The 19,004-nt window shown below is 68.1% G+C and carries 18 protein-coding genes; 13 read left to right on the top strand and 5 right to left on the bottom strand.

What is annotated here, in order from left to right:
- Positions 1–2 precede the first annotated feature (2 nt).
- Together H8R02_RS21770 and H8R02_RS21765 are read right to left on the bottom strand one after the other, a co-directional pair.
- A complete protein-coding gene (locus H8R02_RS21770) occupies positions 3–794 on the bottom strand; it encodes an enoyl-CoA hydratase/isomerase family protein (protein ID WP_187083600.1) in 792 nt (263 codons plus the stop codon).
- Position 795: 1 nt separating this feature from the next.
- Positions 796–2,145, bottom strand: a complete 1,350-nt coding sequence (locus H8R02_RS21765; protein ID WP_187083599.1) for an MmgE/PrpD family protein — start codon at positions 2,143–2,145, stop codon at positions 796–798.
- A 79-nt stretch (positions 2,146–2,224) separates the two neighbouring features.
- Between H8R02_RS21765 and H8R02_RS21760 the strand changes: the two genes are divergently transcribed.
- The 10 genes from H8R02_RS21760 to H8R02_RS21715 all read left to right on the top strand — a co-directional run bounded on the left by H8R02_RS21760 (position 2,225) and on the right by H8R02_RS21715 (position 12,935).
- Positions 2,225–3,217, top strand: a complete 993-nt coding sequence (locus tag H8R02_RS21760) for a LysR family transcriptional regulator (protein ID WP_187083598.1) — start codon at positions 2,225–2,227, stop codon at positions 3,215–3,217.
- A 76-nt stretch (positions 3,218–3,293) separates the two neighbouring features.
- Complete coding sequence (locus tag H8R02_RS21755; RefSeq protein ID WP_187083597.1) at positions 3,294–4,271, top strand: Bug family tripartite tricarboxylate transporter substrate binding protein; 978 nt, start codon at positions 3,294–3,296, stop codon at positions 4,269–4,271.
- Between the two features lie 4 nt (positions 4,272–4,275).
- On the top strand, positions 4,276–5,049 hold the full coding sequence (locus tag H8R02_RS21750; protein WP_187083596.1) for an SDR family NAD(P)-dependent oxidoreductase: 774 nt from the start codon (positions 4,276–4,278) through the stop codon (positions 5,047–5,049).
- 1 nt (position 5,050) lies between these two features.
- The gene (locus H8R02_RS21745) at positions 5,051–6,115 is read left to right on the top strand and encodes a hypothetical protein (protein ID WP_187083595.1); all 1,065 of its coding nucleotides are present in this window, start codon (positions 5,051–5,053) and stop codon (positions 6,113–6,115) included.
- Complete coding sequence (locus tag H8R02_RS21740; RefSeq protein ID WP_255429486.1) at positions 6,103–7,659, top strand: AMP-binding protein; 1,557 nt, start codon at positions 6,103–6,105, stop codon at positions 7,657–7,659. Before H8R02_RS21745 ends, H8R02_RS21740 begins: the two co-directional genes overlap by 13 nt.
- 69 nt (positions 7,660–7,728) lie before the next feature.
- Positions 7,729–7,962: an AbrB/MazE/SpoVT family DNA-binding domain-containing protein gene (locus H8R02_RS21735; protein WP_187083594.1), complete on the top strand. Its 234-nt coding sequence runs from the start codon at positions 7,729–7,731 to the stop codon at positions 7,960–7,962.
- Positions 7,904–8,356 (top strand): PIN domain-containing protein, encoded by a 453-nt coding sequence (locus H8R02_RS21730; RefSeq protein ID WP_435531295.1) that lies wholly within the window; start codon positions 7,904–7,906, stop codon positions 8,354–8,356. Before H8R02_RS21735 ends, H8R02_RS21730 begins: the two co-directional genes overlap by 59 nt.
- A gap of 45 nt (positions 8,357–8,401) precedes the next feature.
- Complete coding sequence (gene yihG / locus H8R02_RS21725) at positions 8,402–9,313, top strand: 1-acylglycerol-3-phosphate O-acyltransferase, YihG family (RefSeq protein ID WP_187083593.1); 912 nt, start codon at positions 8,402–8,404, stop codon at positions 9,311–9,313.
- Positions 9,314–9,486: 173 nt separating this feature from the next.
- Entirely contained in the window at positions 9,487–11,151 is a 1,665-nt protein-coding gene (locus H8R02_RS21720) for a hypothetical protein (RefSeq protein WP_187083592.1), read from the top strand.
- A gap of 119 nt (positions 11,152–11,270) precedes the next feature.
- Positions 11,271–12,935, top strand: coding sequence for a hypothetical protein (locus H8R02_RS21715; protein WP_187083591.1), 1,665 nt, complete (start codon positions 11,271–11,273; stop codon positions 12,933–12,935).
- A gap of 9 nt (positions 12,936–12,944) precedes the next feature.
- Here H8R02_RS21715 and H8R02_RS21710 read toward each other — a convergent pair whose 3' ends face one another.
- On the bottom strand, positions 12,945–13,901 hold the full coding sequence (locus H8R02_RS21710) for an ABC transporter substrate-binding protein (protein WP_187083590.1): 957 nt from the start codon (positions 13,899–13,901) through the stop codon (positions 12,945–12,947).
- Between the two features lie 228 nt (positions 13,902–14,129).
- On the opposite strand from H8R02_RS21710, the gene H8R02_RS21705 reads away from it, so the two are divergent.
- Positions 14,130–14,348: a hypothetical protein gene (locus H8R02_RS21705; protein WP_187083589.1), complete on the top strand. Its 219-nt coding sequence runs from the start codon at positions 14,130–14,132 to the stop codon at positions 14,346–14,348.
- On the opposite strand, the gene H8R02_RS21700 is transcribed toward H8R02_RS21705, so the two are convergent.
- Entirely contained in the window at positions 14,281–15,027 is a 747-nt protein-coding gene (locus H8R02_RS21700) for a hypothetical protein (protein ID WP_187083588.1), read from the bottom strand. The two genes, H8R02_RS21705 and H8R02_RS21700, sit on opposite strands and share 68 nt — an antisense overlap.
- Before the next feature lie 74 nt (positions 15,028–15,101).
- Here H8R02_RS21700 and H8R02_RS21695 point away from each other — a divergent pair, with 74 nt between their 5' ends.
- Positions 15,102–16,406, top strand: coding sequence for an MFS transporter (locus tag H8R02_RS21695; protein ID WP_222622595.1), 1,305 nt, complete (start codon positions 15,102–15,104; stop codon positions 16,404–16,406).
- 17 nt (positions 16,407–16,423) lie between these two features.
- Entirely contained in the window at positions 16,424–18,064 is a 1,641-nt protein-coding gene (gene ggt / locus H8R02_RS21690) for a gamma-glutamyltransferase (protein ID WP_187083587.1), read from the top strand.
- 1 nt (position 18,065) lies between these two features.
- Here the strand turns inward: ggt and H8R02_RS21685 are convergent, their stop codons facing one another.
- The gene (locus H8R02_RS21685; RefSeq protein ID WP_187083586.1) at positions 18,066–19,001 is read right to left on the bottom strand and encodes a D-2-hydroxyacid dehydrogenase family protein; all 936 of its coding nucleotides are present in this window, start codon (positions 18,999–19,001) and stop codon (positions 18,066–18,068) included.
- Positions 19,002–19,004: the final 3 nt, after the last annotated feature.

Raw genomic sequence — 19,004 nt, 5'->3', positions numbered from 1 at the left:
GATCACGGCGCTTCGTGCCGCGCCGGGTTCGCGTCCTTCTCGCGCGCCACGAAGTTCTTCGCACCCGCCGACAGCCCGCCCGCCGCGAAATTGCGCGCGTGCGCCTGCCGCGCGTGGTCCATTGCGGCGTTGAAGACATCGTCGCCGAGGACGCGCCACCACTCCTTCGTCAGCGCAACGCCCAGCGGCGCACGCTTGGCGAGGCCCGAGGTGATCTCTGCGATGCGGCCGTCGATGGCGTCCGCCGGCCAGACTTCGTGCACGAGGTTCATCTCACGCGCCTGCGCCGCCGAAATGAAGTCGGACAGCAGCACCAGCCTTCGCATGTTCGCCTCGCCGATCAAGGGCAACAGGAACGCGCTGCCCATGATGGCCGCGGAGCCGACGTTCAGCTCCGTCATGCCGAACTTCGCGTCGTCGGTGGCGATGCGCAGGTCCGACAGCAAGGGGATCTGCAGCCCTGCACCGGTCGAGAATCCGTGCACGCGCGAGATGATCGGCTTGGACACCTTGCGCATCGTGGTGTAAAGCGACGCATAGCCCTCGATACGGCGGCTCGCGCCTTGCGCGTCCATCGCCGCGCTTTCCTTCTGGTCCTGCCCGGCGCAGAAGGCGCGGCCGTTGCCGCGGATGACGATGGCGCGCACGTCCTCGTCCGCATCGAGGGCCTTGAAAGCCGTCTCGAGGTTCTGCCGCTGCTGGTGGTTGATCGCGTTGAGCACCTGCGGCCGGTTCAGCGTCAGCGTCGCGACGCGGTCCTTCACCTCGACCAGCAGGGTATCCGTGATGTCCATGTCAGACCAGGCCGGCCAGCTGCTCGCCGGAGAGTGCTTCGAGCTGCTGCAACCGATCCCACAGTGCGCCGGACTGCGCGCCGCCCATCAGCGGTTCGGCGCACTCGACGAACTTGCCCTTGAACTGCGCGAGGCTCCAGCGCTTGTGCGGGTCGCCCTTGGCATACGACTCGCGGCCGTGGAACTTGCGGCCGTCGCGGTGCACGATGGTGAGGTCCGTGAAGTCGTAGGGCACCGACTCGGGCGTGCGCAGGTCCGGGTGCGTGTAGAGGCGGATGCGCTTGTGCATCGCCGCGATCTCGGGCGTGGTGACGGCGTCGTCCTCGAACTGCGCGAAGCCCAGCTTGCCGTAGACGAGCGCGGCGGCCAGGCAGTACTCCATGCTGAACTTGCCTTCGAGGCCGGTCTTCGCGTCGTGGTAGGGCAGGGTGTTCTCGCAGCGGTAGCCCACGGCACACTCGATGGCCTCCACCTCCTTCGGCCGGATGCTGCCGTCGGCAATGCCGTCGAGGATCATGTCGACCGCGCAGTGCGTGAGCGAGCAGGTGGGGTACAGCTTGTAGATGTTGCCGGGGTCCACGATGTCCCAGCGCTCGCCGAGCTTCTCCAGCGCGAGCTCGGGGTGCACCTCGTTGCCGGCGAAGAGTTCGAAGAAACCCGTCTTCGCTTCGAGCGCTTTCGGGTTGGCCGTGATACCGGCACGAGCGAGCAGTGCCGCCTTCACGCCGTTGTCGGCGGCGAAACCGGAGTGCACGGGCTTGGTCATCGTGCCGAAGTTGGCCACCAGCCCGCCCGCGGTGGATGCGGAGATGGCCAGCGCAATCGCGGTCTGGTGGGCGTCGAGCTTCAGCAGGTTGGCCGCCGCGGCCGCCGTGCCGAGCGAGCCGAGCGTCAAGGTCGTGTGCCAGCCCTTGTTGTAGTGGGCCATGTTGACCGCGCGGCCGATCTTGGTCTCGATCTCCACGCCGGCGACGTACGCCGCGATGGCCTCCTTGCCGCTCGCACCCTGCTGCGCGGCAAGCGCGAAGACGGCGGGGACCACGGGCGCCGACGGGTGCCCGCGCATCGACGGGTTGGTGTCGTCGATGTCGTGCGCGTGCGCCATCGTGCCGTTGACGAATGCGGCGTCGCGCACGCCGACTTTGCGCCCGAGCCCCCACACGGATGCGGGGCCATGCGAGTCCACCGTCGCGAGGGCCGCAGTGGTGACGCTCTCCTTCGCGGCCGCCAGCGCACTGCCGACCGTGTCGGCGATCGCCAGCTTCGCTTCCTGCGCCACGTCGGCGGGAAGCTGCTCGTAGCGCAGTTGCGCCACGAACGCGGCGAGGGTTTCGGTGACGGGGGTGGCCATCGGTGCGGTACTCCTGAATTAGTTGTGCTGATGCACACTATTAGTTATTCTAGAGGCCGTTTCCGCGCCCTGTCAAACGATGCCCACGCCCAAACACACCGAACCGAACGGCCGCAGCTGGCTCAACCTGCGGATGATGGAGGTCTTCGTCGCCGTCGTGCAGCAGGACGGCATGACGAATGCGGCCAACCACCTGGGCATGACGCAATCGGCCGTCTCGCAGACGATCACCGCCATCGAGACGGGCCTGGGTGCGCAGCTGATCGACCGTTCGACACGCCCGATGCAGCTCACTCTCTTCGGCAGCACGTTCTACACGCGCGCGCAGGAGCTGCTGCGCCGCGCCCGCGAGCTGGAGCACCTGGTGGAGATGCAGCAGAACGCGAAGCTGCCGCTCTTGCGCATCGGCATGGTCGATTCGTTCGCCAGCACGGTCGGGCCACACCTGCTGCGCGAGATCTCGTCGCTCGCCACGCGCTGGGCCGTGGTCTCGGGCGTGAAGGAGACCAGCATGCGCGCGCTGGAGGAAAAGCGCGTGGACCTGATGATCACTTCCGAGGAGATGGGCCGCGGCGCGGAGATGCTGTCGCTGCCGCTGCTGCGCGAGCCGCTGATCGTCGTCGCGCCGAAGAAGTTCAAGGTGCCTGCCAACGGGCTCGGCCTGCGCGACCTCAAGGCGCTCGCGGGCGAGCTGCCGCTGGTGCGCTACAGCCCGGGTGCGTTCATCGGGCGGCACGTGGACACGTTCCTGCGGCACCACGAGCTCGACCTGCCGCGCGAGTACGAGTTCGACACTTCCGACGCGGTGCTCGCGATGGTGCGCGCCGGCATGGGCTGGACGATGACCACGCCGCTGTGCGTGGCCAAGACACAGGCCGCGCCCGCGGACTACCAGTTCCTTCCCCTGAAGCCCGCCTCTTCGTCGCGCACCTTGCGTGTGGTTGCGTACAAGGACGAGCACTCGGCGCTGTGGGAGCGTGTCGCAGCGACCGCGCGCACGATCCTCAAGCACCAGTGGATCCCGGTGCTGCACAAGCTCGCGCCCTGGGCGGACATCACCGAGGGCGCCTGAGTTTAAGTATTGCTAATCCTTAACATTAGCTGATATTATCCAACGACTTCCTTCGTCCCACCCCCAGGAGCCGCAGTTGAAAAAGACGCTTCTTCTCCTCTCCCTCGTCGCTTCGCTGGTTGTACCGGCGGCCGCCGTCGCGCAGGACTACCCCACCAAGCCCGTGACGCTCGTCGTGGCCTACCCGCCCGGCGGCGGTGCCGATGCGATCGGCCGCCTCATCGGCGAGAAGCTGCAGGAAAGCATGGGCAAGGCGTTCGTCATCGACAACCGCCCCGGCTTCTCGGGGAACATCGGCGCGCAGTACGTCGCCAAGTCCGCGCCCGACGGCTACACGCTGCTAGTCGCGCCTTGGACCACGTACGCGATCAACACCGTGCTGTACGGCACGCAGCGCGTGGGCTACGCGCTCGACAAGGACTTCGTGGGCATCTCCACGCTGGGTTTCCAGCCGATGGCGCTGATGATCAACCCCGCCGTGCCGGCCAACACCGTTCAGGAGCTCATCGCGTATGCGAAATCGAAGCCCGGCGCGCTGACGTTCGGCTCCACCGGCCCGGGTTCGCTCGAGCACATCGCGGGCGAGATGTTCAAGCGCAGCGCCGGCATTTCGATGGTGCACGTGCCCTACCGCGGCAGCGGCCCCGCGATGACGGACCTGATCGGCGGGCAGATCCAGGTGTACTTCGCCACGGCCCCGACGGTGGTGCAGCACATGAACACCGGCCGCGTGAAGACGCTGATGGTGACCACGCCGGAGCGCAACCCCGCTCTCGCGAACCTGCCCACGCCCAAGGAAGTGGGCCTGCAGAACCTGGAGGTGCGCTCCACCTACGGGCTGCTCGCGCCGACGGGCACGCCGCCCGCCATCGTCAAGAAGCTGAACGACGAGCTCGTCAAGATCCTCGGCAACGCGGACGTGAAGGCGAAGTTCCGCAGCCTCGGTGTAGACGCGGTCAGCTCCACGTCCGAAGACATGACGCAGCGCCTGTCGGCGGACATCCCGCGCTGGGGCGCCATCATCAAGGCGGCCGACATCAAGGCGGAGAACTGAGCGAGTGGCGTACACGATCGATCCGCGCCCGCACGTCGGGCGCACGGCGCTCGTCACCGGTTCGGGCCGTAACCTCGGCAAGGGCATCGCGCTCGCATTCGCGAAAGCGGGCGCTAATGTGGTGCTCAATGGCCGCAACGACGTCGATGCCCTGAAGGCGGTCGCTGCCGAAGCGGAAAGCTACGGCGTCAAGGCGCACTGGGTCCTGGCGGATGTGTCCAATCCGGACGACGTGCAGCGCATGGTTGACGAGGCGGTGGACCGCTTCGGCAGCATCGACATCTCGGTGCAGAACGTCGGCTTGCGGCCGCGCCAGTCTTTCCTCGAGATCACGCCCGACGACTGGAAGCGCGTGATCGAGACGAGCCTGAGCTCCGCCTTCTACCTGGCGCGCTGCGTGCTGCCCGGCATGCGCGACAAGCGCTGGGGCCGCATCATCCACATGTCGGGCCGCGACGGTTTCTTCACGTACGCGAACCGCGCTCACAACGTCACCGCCAAGGCGGGCCTGCATGCGCTGGCCAAGGCGATCGCGGTGGAGTTCGGCGAATACAACATCACCGCGAACACCATCGCGCCCGGCAAGATGGACACGGTGCGCGACGAGAAGAACTACCCCAACTACAAGGCCCTGTGGGCGGAGGCCGTCAAGACGATGCCGCTGCGCCGCCTGGGCACCGACGAGGACGCCGCGCAGTGCTGCCTGTTCCTCGCAAGCCCCGAGTCCTGGGTGACCGGGCAGCTGATCCACCTGAACGGTGGCGAATCGATGTACTGACATGACCCCCCTCGAGAAACTGCGCGCCGACACGGCGCTGGCCGGCAAGTACTGGGGCCGCACCTTCGGCGGGCTTGCCGCCGTCACGAACCGCGAGCGCGGCGAACGCGCGCTGGCCGAGCTCTGGGCGGACACGCTGCGCACGCACCAGGACGCGAACTTTCTAGAGGGCCTGCGCAAGCTGGGCATCCGCGACGACGAGCCGGCCGCGGTGAAGGCGTGCAAGTACCACTACTTCACCAACATGATCGGCGGGCTGAAGATGGAGTACATCGAGGAGTCGCCGAAGAAGTGCTGGGTGCGCTACCTCGCGCCGATGTGGACTTACCCCGGCATCGCGATGCTGGCCGTGCCCAGCCACGTGCGCCGGTACAACGGCCGCTCCTGGCATGCGCGCAACGGGCTGCTGCTGGGCAACGACCGGCTGCAGTACGTCAAGACCAAGACGATCACCGAGGGCGAGCCGTACGACGAGGGCTACTTCATCGAGCACGACAAGCCCGTGCCGCCGGACGAGGCCTTCATCGACAAGGCCGTGAACCGGTCGCCGGAATTCGACCCCGCGAAAGCGCCGAAGCTCGACCCGGAGCTCTGGCCCGAGGAGCGGCTGCTCAAGGCGCGCGCGAATTACTCCGCGGGCTATGTGAGCCGCTCGATCCGCGTGCTGGTCGACCGCTTCGGCGTCGACGTCGCGGCGTATCTCGTGGGCCACACGATGCGCGGCATCGCCATCCAGTACATCCACGAGCTCAAGGCCGACGCGGGCATCGAAGGCAACGACGTCCATTCGGTTGCTGCCCTGTATGCCCGCATCCTCACCGCCTGCCGGCAGGACTTCGAGCTGGAGAAGGTGTCGCCGACACGCGCGCGCATCGTGCTGCACAGCTACAAGCCGTTCGACTGGGAAGTGCCGGAGCGCGTGCGCGATGCGTACTTCGAATTCCATCGCATGGGTGGCCGCATCCTGAACGGCCGCCTGAAGATCTCGCGGTCGGTGATGCCGGCGCTGGGCCCTGTGGAGCAGGAAATCTGGGAAGTCGAGGACATGGGGCAATGGCTATGGTGAGCGACGTGATCGACATGCCGGTGGTGGGCGACGAGACGCTGCGCGACATCCTCGACCGCCGCGCGGTCGAAGACGCGCAGCACGTCTTCCTGAAATTCCAGGGCCGCGACTTCACGTTCGGCGACATCGACGTGCTGATCAACCGCGTCGCCAATGGCCTGCTCGCGCGCGGGCTGCAGCCAGGTGACCGCGTGGCGCTGATGCTGCCCAGCCATCCGGACCACATCATCGCGATCCTCGCGCTGGCGAAGGTGGGCATGGTGCGCGTGCCGATCAACACGGCGTTCAAGGGTGCGTCGCTGGCGTACCCGTTCGAGGCGTTCTCGCCGCGTGCGCTCATCGCGGATGCGGAGTACCGCGAGGTGCTGGAAGAAGTGCTGCCGAAGTCGGGCGTGGAGCAGGTGCTCTGGCGCAGCGGCGGCGACCATGCCTTCGAAGCGCTGCTCGAATTCGCCGATGCGTCGCCACCGAAGGCCAGGCCGAAGGCCGACGACATCACCGCTCTCACCCCGAGCTCCGGCACGACCGGCCCGTCCAAGGGCGTGAAGAAGTCGGACCGCAACCAGCGTGCGGGCCCGATGGCCACGCTGCGCCTCACGGGCGCGCAACCGGGCGACGTGTTCCTGCTGTGGGAGTCGTTGCATCACAGCGCCGGCGTCGGCGTCGTGACGGCCGCCATCCTGCAGAAGCTCACGCTTGCGATGGTCGAGAAGTTCAGCGCCTCGCAGTTCTGGGACCAGTGCCGCCGCTTCGGCGTCACGCACATCCACTATCTCGGTGGTGTGCTCGCGATGCTGCTCAGGCAACCTCCCAAACCCGACGACCGAGACCACAAGGTGCGCATCGCGTGGGGCGGCGGCTGCCCGCCGGAGATCTGGGAAGTGTTCGCGAAACGCTTCGGCGTGGAGATCCGCGAGGGCTATGGCATGTCCGAGCTGCTCACGTTCACCACGATCAACCCTGAAGGGCCGAAGTTCTCCATCGGCAAGCCGCTGTCCTGGTACGACATGCGCTTGGTCGATGAGGAGGGCAACGACGTCCCCGTGGGGCAATCGGGCGAGATGCAGTTCCGCTCGCGCGTGCCGGGACTGCACTTCCTCGGCTATTTCCGCAACGAGGAAGCAACGCGCGGCGCGATGAAGGGCGACTGGTACTGCACCGGAGACCTCGCGCGGCGTGACGAGCAGGGCTTCTACTACTTCGCGGGCCGCGCGAAGGACGTCGTGCGCCGCCGCGGCATCAACATCTCGGCGTGGGAAGTGGAGCGCGTGGTCGGCGAACACGAAGCCATCGCCGAATGCGCGCTGGTGGGTGTTCCCAGCGAGTTGGGCGACGAGGAGCTGAAGCTCTTCGTGCGCGTCGCCGACGGCGTGAGCCTCGATCCCGCCGCGCTCGTCGAATGGTGCAAGCCGCGGCTGCCGCACTTCCAGGTGCCGCGGTATGTGGCGTTCATCGACGAGTTCCCGAAGACGCCGACGCAGCGGATCCGGAAAAAGGACTTGCCGCGCAATGTGGACGGGGTCTGGGACGCCGAACACGCGTGACCCGGCCTGCTTGACAGCGCTGCCTCTCGGATATACATTGCAAGCGTTGTATATCCATCGGCGGTTTCGATGCAGGTCTCCAAATGGGGCAACAGCCTGGCCATCAGGCTTCCCGCGGCAGTCGTGGAGGTTCTACAGCTCCAGGAGGGGGATGACGTGGAGGTCATCGTGGCAGGTGAACGTGCTTTCGAGTTGAAGAAGAAGCCCGGCGCGGCTGCGCTCCTCGCGCGCGTGCGGCGCTTCCGTGGGCGGCTTCCAGCCGATTTCAAGTTCGACCGTGACGAAGCCAACGCCCGCCGCTAGGTTCTTCCTCGATACGAACGTCCTGCTCTACTTGTTCTCCGGCGAAACCGGCAAGGCGGACCGCGCGGAGGCACTGCTGCTGGAGCGGCCCACTATCAGCGTGCAGGTTCTCAACGAGTTCACGAGCGTCGCGCTGCGAAAGCTTTCGATGGGTTGGGACGAGGTCGACGAGTCGCTCGCAGCCATCAAGGCGAGCTGCGCGATGGAATCGCTCACGGAGGAAACGCATGAGACGGGTTGCAGGCTCGCTCAGCGCTACTCGTTGAACGTCTATGACGCGATGATCGCCGCCTCGGCGCTGCTGGCCGGATGCAACGTGCTCTATTCGGAGGATATGCAGCACGGGCTGCTGCTGGAAAAGCGCCTGCGGATCGTCGATCCGTTCAAGCCTTGATCTCGACCAAAGTCGTCTCGCATTCCCAAACCTACCATCCGCGTGGTGAACCCACGCGCCCCTCTCTCCTTCCTTCCCGCTCCCATCCGCGGCGCCATCGCGCTCGCGCTGCTTTGCACCAACACGCTCTTCTGGACGATCCCGCTGGTCGCGCTCGCACTCGTGAAGCTGGCATTGCCGCTCGCGCCGGTGCGCAAGCGCATCGACCCGCTGCTCAACTCGATCGCCAGCTGCTGGATCGCCTGCAACAGCGGCTGGATGCGCCTGACCCAGTCGAGCGTGTGGCACGTCCACGGCCTGCCGGCAGGCAAGCGCCGCAACGGGTGGTTCCTCGTGAATTGCAACCACCAGTCGTGGGCCGACATCTTCGTGCTGCAGCACCTGCTGAACCGGCGCGTGCCGATGCTGAAATTCTTCCTGAAGCAGGAGCTGATCTACGTGCCGGTGATCGGCCTCGCCTGGTGGTCGCTCGACTTCCCTTTCATGAAGCGCCACGGCAAGGCGACGCTTCGCCGCAACCCCGAGCGGCGCGCCGATGATGCACTGGCCACCCGGCGCGCCTGCCGCAAGTTCGAGCTGGTGCCCACCAGCGTGATGAATTTCGCGGAGGGCACGCGCTTCACGCGGGACAAGCAGCGCAAGCAGCACTCGCCGTACCGGCACCTCCTCAAGCCGAAGGCGGGCGCGCTGGCGCTGACGCTGCAATCGATGGGCAGCAAGTTCGATTCGATGATCGACGTGACCATCGCCTACTCGCCGGGCGTGCCCGGCTTCTGGGACTTCCTTTGCGGCCGCGTCGAGCGCATCGGCGTGAACATCCGCGAGCTGCCGGTCCCCGAGGCGCTGTGCACGGGCGACTGGTCGAGCGACGCCGCCTATCGCGCGCGCTTCCAGCAGTGGCTGGCGCAGCTTTGGCAGGAGAAGGACGAGCTCCTCGACTCCCTGCTCGCGGCGTAGCACGACGCCCCTGCGTACAGCCGAGCCGGGCTCGCGCGGACGGGCAAGGCACGTCGTGATCCGCCTTCCACGCATCGGCATCCATGCCGACACGCGCCATCGCGCGCGTTCCTACACACCTGAACCATTGCCGCGTCGCACAGTTGGGCCTTCGAAGTAGGGAGGTCCGCGCCATGCGCATTGCCAGGCGTATCCGCCGGTTCGCCGGCCTGTTGGCCGTTTGCGCCGTTGCACCGCTGTTCGCGGCGCAGCAGCAGCAGACGGTGTGCACCGTCACCGTCAACTCCGCCGACGAAAAGCAGAGCTTCCGGCGCTTCCTGCCGCAAGACAAGTACCGCTTCGTCGAGCTGGTGGACCGCAAGCGCTCCGACTGGCTCGAGTCCGCGTGCCAGGCCAAGGTCTCTTGCGACGTGCTCATCGTCTCGGGCCACCACGGCGAGGGCAACGTCTTCTTCTCCGACGCGCTGGACCGCGGCGAGCACCTGGACATCAAGGAGCTGGAGCGCGCGTCGTGCTCGGGCTCCTGCGACAGCCTGTTCGCGAACCTGAAAGAGGTCTACCTCTTCGGTTGCAACACGCTCAATGCGCAGCCGTTCCATTCGGTCTCCGGCGAGGCGGTGCGCAGCCTCGTGCGCGACGGCAAGTCGCCCGATGAAGCCGCAAGGCTCGCCCGCCTGCTCGGGCAGGCACGCGGCGAAAGCAGCCGCGACCGCATGCGCCTGCTGTTCAAGGACGTGCCGGCGATCTACGGTTTCTCGGGTGTCGCACCGCTCGGCCCGGTTGCGGGCTCGGTGCTCGACCGCCACTTCCGCAGCTCGGGTGCGGGCCACGTGGGCACGGGCGGCGTCAACGGCAGCCTGCTGCGCCAGTTCTCGCAGCACGGCCTCGTGGCCGTGTCCGGCATCGGTGCGAACGACGCGCTCATGCCGCTGCGGCAGGACATCTGCATGTTCGCGGACGACCGCATGACGACGGCGAAGCGGCTCGACTCCGTGCACAAGCTGCTGCAGCGCCCGGTGGCCGAGTCGCGCCTGCTGCTCGATCGCATGGAGCGCTTCACGGACACACTCACCGCCGACACGCGCAAGCAGCCCGAAGTGGCGCAGGCGCTGGAGCGCATCGCCGCCGACAACGGCACGCGTGAACGCTACCTCTCCTACGCGCGCGACGCGGACCAGTTCATCACCCGCGCGCGCATGACGGAAGTGGCGCAGGACCTGACGTGGCTGACGCCCGAGCAGCGCCGGGAGGAGAACACGCGCATGCTCGCCGACATGATCGCGCGCAAGGACATCGGCGCGCCGGACGTGGACCTGGCCTGCACCTTGAACAAGAACGGCGAGCTGCACGGCGCTGCCGCCAAGCTGGCGGTGCGCGGCGACGTGACGCAGGACGTCGGCCGGGCCGCGGTGCTGGCGTGCCTTGGCCACACCGAAGCGCGCGAGCGCGTGCTGGAGGGGCTCGTCAGCGCTTCGGACGCCGAAGTGCGCATCGCGCAGGCGTACCTGCGCCAGCGCCCGATCACCGACCCCAACGAACTGCGGGTGGTGACGCGTGCGATCGCAAAGATGAGCGCGCCCGAGGCGCAGACCCGCGCGCTCGACGTGCTCGCGCGCCACTACGTCTCCGACCGCGAGAGCGTCGACACGCTCAAGCAGCTCTTCGCGCGTACGCGGTCCATGGCCGTGCAGAACGCGATCGCCGGCGTGCTGATCCGCGCCGACCGCTCCGTGCGCTCGCCGGACCTGCTGCGCACGCTGCGTGAAAATCGCCTGCGCGCGTCGCCTGGCGACAACATGGTCGACGCGCTGATCTCGCGCCTGCAGGAATCTTCCTGAGGAATTCTCCGCAGGCTCAGCCGTTTACCGGCACATCCGTGTAACAGCTGGGCCACGGGCTGCAGCCGTGCAATACTGCCCGCGCGCTCCAGCGCAGCAGTTGTTGCACATAGCAGTCCATGTCCATCACGAAGTCGTTTCTCCGCCTCGCCCTCCTGGGCGCGTGCTTCGGTGCCTTGCCCTTCGCGGCAACCGCCGCGCCCAAGACCATCTGCACCATCACGGTCAACTCGCCGGACGAGCAGGCGGTCTTTCGCCGCAACCTGCCGCCCGGCGACTACCGCTTCGTCGAACTCGTCGAGCGCGGCCGCAAGGACTGGCTGCGCTCCGCGTGCGAGCAGAAGGTGCAGTGCGACTCGCTCATCATCTCCGGCCACTTCGACGACGGCGACGAGTTCTACACCGACCGCTTCGACGTCAGCGAGTACCTCACCGTGCTGGAGATGGAACGCGCGTCGTGCAGCGACTCGTGCCCCGGCGTGTTCTCGCAGCTGAAGGAGGTCTACCTCTTCGGCTGCAACACGCTCAAGACGGAGCCGCGGCAGGTGGCCGGCGGCGAGATCACGCGCGCACTGCTGCGCGCCGGCCAGTCGCCGGCGGAGGCGGCGAAGCTGTCCGCGCTGCTCGGCGAGAAGCACGCGCGCAGCAACAGGGACCGCATGCGGCACATCTTCAAGGACGTGCCGGTGATCTACGGCTTCTCGTCGAAGGCGCCGCTGGGCAAGTACGCCGGGCCGCTGCTGGAGAAGTATTTCCAGACCGCGCCGGCGGGTGAGGTGGGCAGCGGGCAGGTGAGCCAGAAGCTGCTGCAACTGTTCGGCCCGAGCTCCATGACGGTGACCACGGGCCTGCGCGACTCCGAGATGCAGGCGAGTGCGCGCGTCGATGCGTGCCGCTTCGTCGATGACCGCGTGTCGCCGACGCAGAAGGTGGACTTCGTTCACCAGATGCTCAAGCGCGACATGTCCGAGGTGCGGATGTTCATCGGCGACCTGGAGCGCTTCACGTCGTCGTTCCCGCTGGCGCAGCGGCTGCAACCCGAGATTGCCTCCGGATTCAACGCCATCGCCGGCGACCAGGCGACGCGCGAGCGCTACCTCACCTTCGCACGCGATGCCGACGAACCGGCGATCCGCACGCGCATGATGGCGCTGGCCACGAAACTCGGTTGGCTCACCCCCGCGCAGGAGCAGGCCGAGTTCGTGCGCATGATCGCCGAGCGCATGGCGCGCGACTCCGTCGGCATGGAGGAAGTCAACCTCGCCTGCGCGCGCGGCGGCGACGGCGAGCGCGACCCGACGGTGCAACCGCTCGTGGGTGGCGCGCTGCGCTACGCGAAGGTCGGCCCCGCTGCGGCGCTCGCCTGCCTGGGCAGCGCGCAGGCGCGTGCTCGCGTGGTGAAAGCCGTCACGAGCGACGACACCGACGAGATCACCATCGCACGCGCCTACCTGCGCCAGCGCCCGCTGGCCGATGCGTCCGAAGTGCGCGCTGTCGCCACCGCCATCGGCCGCATGCCCGCGAGCGGCGCGCAGGTCCGCGCGATCGAGACGCTCGCGCAGCAGCGCGTGTCCGACCCCGAGAGCCTGCGCGAGATCGCGCGCCTGTTCCCGCAGGCGAAGTCGCTGCAGGTGCAGCGCGCGATCGCCGCGCTGTTGATCCGCGCCGACCACCGCGTGCTGGGCCAGGGGGAACTGTCGCGGTCGCTCAAGCAACACCGGTTGAAGTCGCCCGACGGCGACGACGTGATCGATGCGTTGATCCGGGTGCTGCAGGCCGGTTAGCCGGCGAGGTCAGGCCTCGATCACTTCGTCGACGAAGGCGAGGAACGAGTCCGGCGGCGTCAGCCGCAGCGCCTGGGCGGTCTTGCGGTTGAGGACCAGCCGGAACTTCGAAGGCTGTTCCACCGGTATCGCGGCCGGTTTCGCGCCCTTCAGAATCTTGTCCACGTACTGCGCCGCGCGGGTGTAGTTGCCGACAAGGCTCGGCCCGTACGAGAACAGCAGGCCGATGCGCACCGCTTCGTCCCACGTGGTGTTCGAAGCGATGCCGTGCTCGATCGCCAGCGGCGCGATGGCGCGCCACAGCGAGCCGGTGAACGCGTCGTCGTGGACCAGCATGTTGTGCAAGCCGGCGGAGCGCATCGCCTGGAAGGCGGCGGGGAGGTCCGCGCGGGAGGGCACGTCGAAGGGCTGCAGCGCCACGCCGACGCTGCGCGCGCCCGCTACCAGCGCGTCCCACGCGGGTTGTGTCTGCCGGTTCAACGGGCTGCGCAGCACAGCGGCGCGCGCAAGCTGCGGCACGAGGTCGCGGAACAGCTGCAGGCGCTTGCCGGGGAGCTCGGACGCGAACACCGTGACGCCGGTGACGTTTCCGCCGGGCTTGGGCAGCGAGTCGACGAGACCCGCTTCGACCGGGTCGTGGGCGCTGCCGAACACGATGGGCAGCGTGCTGGTTTCCTTCCTCAGCGCGACAGCGGACGCCGTGTTGCCCGCGAACAGGATGTCGGGTTTGCGCGCAACCATCTCGTGCGCCATCTCCGCCACGCGCGCCGGCTCGCCTTCGAGGTATTCGATGTGGATGGTGCGGCCTTCTTCATAGCCCAGGCGTTGCAGCTCGCGAAGGAACGCGATCATGTCCGGCGAAGACCGGGGGCGCGTGAAGATGATGCCGAGCACCGGCGTCCGCGCCAGGACGCCGGGCGCCCATGCCAGCGCGGCGGCGCCGGCCAGGATGGCACGTCGTTCCATGCTCAGCCTCCTTTCCTCGATGACGGCTGTTTTAAGGACACGCGCGCGTGGTTGTCAACGTGAAAGGAAGTTCAGTGCTGTGCGCGCAGCCGCATACAAGCGCTGGCGGCGTGGCGTAATAAATCACGCACCCGCTCGCCTCGCCGGCGGTTTACACGGGCTTCATAAGCGGGCGGTGCGCCTCGCCCACCATTCGCGCTGCTTGACGCAACGCGAGGAAGCCGGGACATGGAACACCACGACGATGCGGCGCGCCTTTGCGCCGACTGGGACCAGATCCGCGCGCTCTGGGCGCAGACCGAGCGCGCCCTCGACGAGGAGCCGGGCCCGCTGAGGCAATTGCGTGTCCATTGCCTGCGAGAAAGATCGCAGCTGCTGCTCAGGGCGCTCGCCGAGGACTCGGCGTGGGGGCATGCGGTGCAGGAGGCGGGTATCCAGCAGGAGTGAGGGTCGGCGCGCCTGGGCAGGCCGGCGCGGCGGCAACCGGCCTGCGCCTCGAGTCCACCCAATACGCCCACGCCACGAGCAGCCACTGCGCCTGGCCGACCCACGCGATGGGCGACACGCCGGGTGGGGGCGGGCCGAACACGTTGGCGAACTGGATGACGGCCAGGAAGGCGACGAGCGCGACGTGCGCCCAGCGGCCGGTGCCGTCCAGCGGCCGCGTGGCGCGGGTATAGAGGTACACCCCGCATCCGAAGAGCGCGAGTTCCACGGCGAGTGCCGCGCCCTTCCACTGCCAGAGCCCGAACCCCCACTTCACGTCGCCACCCGGCACCAGCGGAAGGTCGGGCACATGGACGACCAGGTCAAGCAGCCAATGGCTCACGACGAGTGCACCGACGACCAGCGCGCCGACCTTGCTGCGCCTGAACGCGAAGTGCACCAGGGCCACGAGTGCCGCCCAGAAGAGCGCGGCGACCAGGCTGTGGGAGTACGGATAGCTTTCGAAGACCAGCGGCACCGTTGAACCGGCCGGCGCGATGCGAACGGTCTCGACACCTGCCAGCAGCAGTGTCGGCCAGAGCAGGTCGAGGAACTGGGCGCAGAGGAAGGCGGTGCCCAGCGAGATACGCGCCGCGAGCGGCTTGGCGGCGTACGCAACTGCGAAGTGCCCGAGGAACATCGGCCCAGCATAGCAGTGCGGCTCGGCCGGTATACGATCACACCCCGTCAGCCCGCCCAGGAAGGAAGTACCGCTTGGTCGAGAAACTCGCACGCCGCCTGCCGTTCTTCTACGGCTGGCTCGTCGTCGGCGTCGTCTTCGTGACGATGGCCATCTGCGTCAACGCCCGCACGGCCTTCTCGCTGCTGTTCCCGCCGATCCTGGGCGAATTCGGCTGGGAGCGGGGCGTGACGGCGGGCGCGTTCTCGTTCGGCTTCGTCGTGTCCGCGGTGCTCAGCCCCCTGCTGGGGCGCGTGATGGACCGCCGCGGGCCGCGGTTCGTAATGGAGGTCGGGGTCGTCACCACCGCCGCGGGTCTGCTGCTCGCCACCTTTGCGGGGCAGCCGTGGCACATCTACCTCACGCTCGGCATGCTGGTCGGCGCAGGTACCACGTTCACCGGCTACACGGGCCAGGCGCTGTTCCTGCCGAACTGGTTCGTGCGGCGCCGGGCGCTCGCGATGAGCATCGCGTTCGCCGGCGTGGGCTTCGGCTCGATCGTGATGCTGCCCGCGTTGCAGACCTTCGTGGAGCGCAGCGGCTGGCGTGCGGGGTGCACGCTGCTGGGCGTGGTCGCGCTCGTGGTGCTCGTGCCGCTCAACCTGCTGCTGCGCAGGCGGCCGGAGGACATCGGCCTCGCGCCGGACGGCGATGCCGACACGCCGGCTGCCGCGCAAGCGCGCCGCGTCAATGTGGTGGACCCCGCCTGGGCCGCCATCGACTGGACACTCGTACGCGCGATGCGCACCGCCCGCTTCTGGTGGGTCGCCGTGGCGTACTTCGCGGCGCTCTTCGCCTGGTACGCGGTGCAGGTGCACCAGACCAAGTACCTCATCGAGACGGGCTTCGACGCGCAGCAGGCCGCCTGGGCGCTCGGCGCGGTGAGCCTGGCGGGCGTGCCGGGGCAGATCGCGCTGGGGTGGCTCTCGGACCGCATCGGGCGCGAGCCCGTGTGGGCGATCGGCAGCCTCGGCTTCCTGCTCACGTACGTTGCGCTGCTCGCCTTGCCCTCGTACCCGGGCCTGCCGCTGCTTTACGCGATGGTCATTGCGCAAGGCGCGCTCGGCTACGGCCTCACGTCGGTTGTGGGTGCGATCCCGGCGGAGATCTTCGAGAGCAAGCACTACGGGCCGATCTTCGGCACGCTGATGCTCAGTGCACTCGCCGGCGGTGCCGCGGGCCCGTGGTTCATGGGTTTCGTGTACGACCGCACCGGCAGCTACGCGCCGGCGTTCTGGGTCGCCATCGGGTGCTGCGTGGTGTCGGCATTCGCCATCTGGCGTGCTGCGCCCGGCAGCGTGCGCGTGGTCGCGGGGCGCGTGCGCGCCGCACAGGCTTAGGAGAAGGAAAAAAGGACATGGATCGAACGAAGTACCACCAGATCCGAACGGGCCGGCCGGCCACGCTGGCCTCCAATGGCATGGTCACCTCGCCGCATTCGCTCGCAACAGCGGCGGGTGTCGACGTGCTGCGCGCGGGCGGTAGCGCAGTCGATGCGGCGATTGCGACCAGCGCCGTGCTCGCCGTCGTCTACCCGCACATGACGGGCTTGGGCGGGGACGCCTTCTGGCTGGTGCACGACGGTGCGAGCGGCGCGGTGAAGTACCTCAATGGCGGCGGCAAGGCTGCGGCGGGCTCGACGCTCGAAGCCTTTGCGCAACGGGGTTTGCCGGAGATTCCCCTCATCGGCGAACTGCCGGCGACGTTGACGGTGCCGGGCGCGGTCGCGAGCTGGATCTCGGCGCACGAAGCACATGGGCGCTTGCCTCTTGCGCGCGTGCTCGCAAGCGCCGTCGGCTATGCACGCGACGGCTTCCCCATCGGGCGGCGCCTCGCTGGCTTCATCGAGGTGATGCGCGACGAGCTCGCGCAGCAACCCGAAGCCGCGGCGCTCTTCCTGCCGGGCGGCACGCCACTGCGCGCCGGCGCGACGCTGCGCAATCCGGGACTCGCCGCCACGCTCGAGTCCATCGCGCGCGATGGCTGGTCCGGTTATTACGAAGGCGCCGTCGCAACCGAGATGGAGCGCTATGCGCGGGAATCAGGCGGCTTCTTCCGCCGCGAAGACTTCGCGAAGCAGCGCGCGGCGTGGGGCGCGCCGCTCGAAGGCCACTATCGCGACGTCACGATCTACAACACGCCGCCGCCGACGCAGGGCTTCACCGTCGTCGAGATGCTGAACCTGATCGAGCCGCACGAGCCGCACCGCATGCAGCACCTCGGCGCCGACCACGTTCACTTGCTCGTGCAGGCCAAGCAGGTGGCGTATCACGACCGCGACCGCGTGCTGGCCGATCCCGCATTCGCCGACGTGCCGATCGAGCGGTTGATCTCCAAAGAGCACGCTCGCGAGCGCGGCCGCCTCATCGACATGCGCCGCGCCCTGCGCTGGGACGAGCTGCCGTCGTGGGGCAGTCTCGCGGGCGACACGGTCTACATGGCGGTGGTGGACCGCGATGGCAATGCGGTGTCGCTGATCCAGAGCCTCTACGGCATCTTCGGCTCGTGCCGCGTGGCAGGCAGCACGGGCGTGGTGTTGCAGAACCGCGGTTCGTATTTCTCGCTCGACCCGGCGCACCCCAATCGGCTGGAGCCCGGCAAGATCCCGCTGCACACGCTCATCGCCTCCATGGCCAAGCGAGACGGCAAGCTGTGGGCCGTGCTCGGTTGCATGGGCGCCGACGGGCAGCCGCAGATCCAGTTGCAGCTGTATTCCGCGCTGGTGGATTTCGGGCTGGACATCCAGGAAGCCATCGAGATGCCGCGCTTTCTCTCCGGCCGCTTCGCGCTCGGCGAAGAGCGCGATACCTTGCATATCGAGGCACGATTCCCAGCCGACACGCTGCGCGAGCTCGAGGCGCGAGGCCACCTGCTCGACCGCTGGGGCGACTGGAACGAGCTGGCGGGCCATGCACACGGCATCACGATCGACCCGCGGACGGGCGCCCTCAGCGGCGGCTCGGACCCGCGCAGCGACGGCGCCGCGATCGGGTGGTGACTCAGGGCAGGTGCGCGAGCAGGTTCGCGACGGTGCCGCGGTAGAAGCCGGCCAGCTGCTCCTGGGTCGCATAGCCCAGGTGCGGCGTGAGGATCACGTTGGGCAGCGCGCGCAAGCGGTGATCGGCGGCCAGCGGCTCCTGCTCGAACACGTCGATGGCCACGCCGGCGATGCGCGACTGCGAGAGATGCTCGTAGAGCGCGTCGCCATCTACGAGCGCGGCCCGAGCGGTGTTCACGAGGACTGCGTCCGGCTTCATGCGCTGCAGGTCGTCGCGGCCGATGATGCCGCGCGAGCGCTGGCTCAGGACGAGATGCAGGCTCACCACATCGCTGCGCGAGAACAGCTCCTCCTTCGTCGCGTACTCGGCCCCGGCAGCGGCCGCATCCTCCGGCGTGAGGTTGGTGCTCCACGCCAGCACCTTCATGCCGAAGGCCTGCGCGACCGGCACCATCTGCTTGCCTTGCCGCCCGAGCCCAACGAGCCCGATCGTCTTGCCGCGCAGCACGCGGCCGGGGCGCGTCTGCCAGCCGCCGCTGCGCATGGTTTGCACTTCGTCGGGCAGGCGTCGCGCGAGCGAGAGGATCAGCCCCCACGCCAGCTCGATGGTGGAGGAGTTGCCGTCTTCCGTGCCGGCTGCGGCCAGGACCGGAATGCCGCGTTCGGCCGCGGCGTCGTAGTCGAGCGTGCGATGGCGCGGCCCCGTCGTGCACAGCAGCTTCAGCCGCGGCAGCGCTTCGATCAGCGCGCGCGGCATCGCCATGCGCTCGCGCATCAGGCACAAGGCATCGAAGTCGCGCAACCGCTGCGCGGCTTCGTCGTCTTGCATGTGATCGTGGAAAACAACCACGTCCGCGCGCGCCTGCACGGCGGACCAGTCGGCTAGTAGCAGCGCGTTGCGCTGCCAGTCGTCGAGGACGGCGATTCGGTAGGGCATGGC

This window comes from Ramlibacter albus (genome assembly GCF_014297445.1).
GTDB lineage: Bacteria > Pseudomonadota > Gammaproteobacteria > Burkholderiales > Burkholderiaceae_C > Ramlibacter > Ramlibacter albus.
This window is presented reverse-complemented; position numbering and strand designations above follow the sequence as displayed.

Coding starts and splice junctions, on each gene's coding strand:
- H8R02_RS21770 (WP_187083600.1), bottom strand. CDS start 794: ATGGACATCACGGATACCCTGCTGGTCGAGGTGAAGGACCGCGTCGCG.
- H8R02_RS21765 (WP_187083599.1), bottom strand. CDS start 2,145: ATGGCCACCCCCGTCACCGAAACCCTCGCCGCGTTCGTGGCGCAACTG.
- H8R02_RS21760 (WP_187083598.1), top strand. CDS start 2,225: ATGCCCACGCCCAAACACACCGAACCGAACGGCCGCAGCTGGCTCAAC.
- H8R02_RS21745 (WP_187083595.1), top strand. CDS start 5,051: ATGACCCCCCTCGAGAAACTGCGCGCCGACACGGCGCTGGCCGGCAAG.
- H8R02_RS21740 (WP_255429486.1), top strand. CDS start 6,103: ATGGCTATGGTGAGCGACGTGATCGACATGCCGGTGGTGGGCGACGAG.
- H8R02_RS21735 (WP_187083594.1), top strand. CDS start 7,729: ATGCAGGTCTCCAAATGGGGCAACAGCCTGGCCATCAGGCTTCCCGCG.
- H8R02_RS21720 (WP_187083592.1), top strand. CDS start 9,487: ATGCGCATTGCCAGGCGTATCCGCCGGTTCGCCGGCCTGTTGGCCGTT.
- H8R02_RS21715 (WP_187083591.1), top strand. CDS start 11,271: ATGTCCATCACGAAGTCGTTTCTCCGCCTCGCCCTCCTGGGCGCGTGC.
- H8R02_RS21710 (WP_187083590.1), bottom strand. CDS start 13,901: ATGGAACGACGTGCCATCCTGGCCGGCGCCGCCGCGCTGGCATGGGCG.
- H8R02_RS21705 (WP_187083589.1), top strand. CDS start 14,130: ATGGAACACCACGACGATGCGGCGCGCCTTTGCGCCGACTGGGACCAG.
- H8R02_RS21700 (WP_187083588.1), bottom strand. CDS start 15,027: ATGTTCCTCGGGCACTTCGCAGTTGCGTACGCCGCCAAGCCGCTCGCG.
- ggt (WP_187083587.1), top strand. CDS start 16,424: ATGGATCGAACGAAGTACCACCAGATCCGAACGGGCCGGCCGGCCACG.
- H8R02_RS21685 (WP_187083586.1), bottom strand. CDS start 19,001: ATGCCCTACCGAATCGCCGTCCTCGACGACTGGCAGCGCAACGCGCTG.